This window comes from Streptomyces sp. NPDC043878 (genome assembly GCF_056435735.1).
On the sequence record NZ_JBWKDW010000061.1, the window covers coordinates 1 to 3,041 of the forward strand.

The 3,041-nt window shown below is 71.1% G+C and carries 1 protein-coding gene; it reads left to right on the forward strand.

The window, feature by feature from the left end; translation table 11 throughout:
• Positions 1-357 precede the first annotated feature (357 nt).
• Positions 358-2,955, forward strand: coding sequence for an ATP-dependent chaperone ClpB (gene clpB / locus AC07AZ_RS38040; protein ID WP_478855334.1), 2,598 nt, complete (start codon positions 358-360; stop codon positions 2,953-2,955).
• Positions 2,956-3,041: the final 86 nt, after the last annotated feature.

Below are 3,041 nucleotides of genomic sequence, written 5' to 3' on the forward strand. Positions count from 1 at the left end.
CCCTCCCACCCCCCCCCCCCCCTCCCCCCCCCCCCCCACCCCCCCCCACCCCCCCCCCCCCCCCCCCCGCTGCAGTTTCTGGCGTTATATCCGGACATGCGTGCCGTTCCGTCGTGGCTGAAAACGATCAGTCAGGGGCCTGGCCACCCTCGTGAAGGGTGCTCGTCCGCGTCCGCCGCCCGCGCCGCTCCGGCCGCCGGCAGGTTTCCCACCCCTGTGCGGGTACCCGGCCCCTGCGGGAAACCTGTCTTCCGCACCTTGAGTGGAATAGACTCAACTTTGTGTACGTTGACTGAGTCAGCGCTGGAAGATGTGGACGACGTGGCCGACAGCTGACGCCAGGAGGAGAGAGCGAACGTGGACGCCGAGCTGACCAACCGGAGCCGGGACGCCATCAACGCGGCCAGCAGCCGTGCCGTGTCCGGGGGCAACCCGGACCTCACCCCCGCCCACCTGCTCCTCGCGCTGCTCCAGGGCGAGGACAACGAGAACATCGTCGACCTCCTCGCCGCGGTCGAAGCCGACCAGGCCGCCGTACGGACGGGTGCCGAGAAGATCGTCGCCGGGCTGCCCAGCGTGACCGGCTCCACGGTCGCGCCCCCGCAGCCCAACCGGGAGCTGCTCGCCGTGATCGCGAACGCGAGCGAGCGGGCCAAGGACCTCGGCGACGAGTACCTCTCCACCGAGCACATGCTGATCGGCATCGCCGCCAAGGGCGGCGCGGCCGGCGACGTACTCTCCCAGCAGGGGGCCAGTGCGAAGAAGCTGCTGGACGCGTTCCAGAAGACCAGGGGAGGGCGCCGGGTGACCACACCCGACCCGGAGGGCCAGTACAAGGCCCTCGAGAAGTTCGGTACCGACTTCACCGCCGCCGCGCGTGAGGGCAAGCTCGACCCGGTCATCGGCCGGGACCAGGAGATCCGCCGGGTCGTGCAGGTGCTGTCCCGCCGCACCAAGAACAACCCGGTGCTGATCGGCGAGCCGGGCGTCGGCAAGACCGCCGTCGTCGAGGGCCTGGCCCAGCGGATCGTGAAGGGGGACGTGCCCGAGTCGCTCAAGAACAAGCGGCTCGTGGCCCTCGACCTCGGCGCGATGGTTGCGGGTGCGAAGTACCGCGGTGAGTTCGAGGAGCGGCTGAAGACGGTCCTCGCGGAGATCAAGGACTCCGACGGCCAGATCATCACCTTCATCGACGAGCTGCACACCGTCGTCGGTGCGGGCGCGGGCGGCGACTCGGCGATGGACGCCGGCAACATGCTCAAGCCGATGCTGGCCCGCGGCGAGCTGCGCATGGTCGGGGCGACCACCCTCGACGAGTACCGCGAGCGGATCGAGAAGGACCCCGCCCTGGAGCGGCGCTTCCAGCAGGTGCTGGTCGCCGAGCCCAGCGTCGAGGACACCATCGCGATCCTGCGCGGACTCAAGGGCCGCTACGAGGCCCACCACAAGGTGCAGATCGCGGACAGCGCGCTGGTCGCGGCCGCCACCCTCTCCGACCGCTACATCACCTCCCGCTTCCTGCCCGACAAGGCCATCGACCTGGTCGACGAGGCCGCCTCCCGGCTCCGCATGGAGATCGACTCCTCGCCCGTCGAGATCGACGAACTCCAGCGCGGTGTCGACCGGCTGAAGATGGAGGAGCTGGCGATCGGCAAGGAGACCGACCCGGCCTCGCGCGAACGCCTGGAGAAGCTGCGCCGCGATCTGGCCGACAAGGAGGAGGAGCTGCGGGGCCTGACCGCCCGCTGGGAGAAGGAGAAGCAGTCCCTCAACCGGGTCGGTGAGCTGAAGGAGAAGCTCGACGAGCTGCGCGGCCAGGCCGAACGCGCCCAGCGCGACGGCGACTTCGACACCGCCTCCAAGCTGCTCTACGGCGAGATCCCGGCCCTGGAGCGTGACCTGGAGGCCGCCTCGGAGGCCGAGGAGGAGGCCGCCAGGGACACCATGGTCAAGGAGGAGGTCGGCTCCGACGACATCGCGGACGTCGTCGCCGCCTGGACCGGCATCCCGGCCGGCCGCCTGCTGGAGGGCGAGACCCAGAAACTCCTGCGCATGGAGGACGAGTTGGGCCGCCGTCTGATCGGGCAGTCGGAGGCGGTGGGCGCGGTGTCCGACGCGGTCCGGCGCACCCGGGCCGGCATCGCCGACCCGGACCGGCCCACGGGCTCGTTCCTCTTCCTCGGCCCGACGGGCGTGGGCAAGACCGAACTCGCCAAGGCGCTCGCCGACTTCCTCTTCGACGACGAGCGGGCGATGGTCCGCATCGACATGTCGGAGTACGGCGAGAAGCACAGCGTGGCCCGTCTGGTCGGCGCCCCGCCCGGATACGTCGGCTACGAGGAGGGCGGCCAGCTCACCGAGGCGGTGCGCAGGCGGCCGTACAGCGTCGTCCTGCTGGACGAGGTGGAGAAGGCCCACCCCGAGGTCTTCGACGTGCTCCTCCAGGTCCTGGACGACGGGCGCCTGACGGACGGTCAGGGTCGCACGGTCGACTTCCGCAACACCATCCTGGTGCTGACCTCGAACCTCGGCAGCCAGTTCCTGGTCGACCCGCTCACCAGCGAGGCGGAGAAGAAGGAGCAGGTCCTGGAGGTGGTCCGGGCCTCCTTCAAGCCGGAGTTCCTCAACCGGCTCGACGACCTGGTCGTCTTCTCGGCGCTGACCAAGGAGGAGCTGAGCCGTATCGCGCGGCTGCAGATCACCCGCCTCGCCAAGCGGCTGGCCGAACGGCGGCTGACCCTGGAGGTCACCGACGAGGCGCTCGCCTGGCTCGCCGACGAGGGCAACGACCCGGCCTACGGTGCCCGGCCCCTGCGCCGGCTCGTGCAGACCGCGATCGGTGACCGGCTCGCCAAGGAGATCCTGGCCGGCGAGGTCAAGGACGGCGACACGGTCCGGGTGGACGCCTTCGGCGACGGACTGATCGTGGGCCCCGCCACCGGCAAGACGCTGTAGTCCGCGAACCCCCTCTCGGGGGGGGGGGGGGGGGGGGGGGGGGGGGGAGGGGGGGGGAGGGGGGGGGAGGGGGGGGGAGGGGGCGG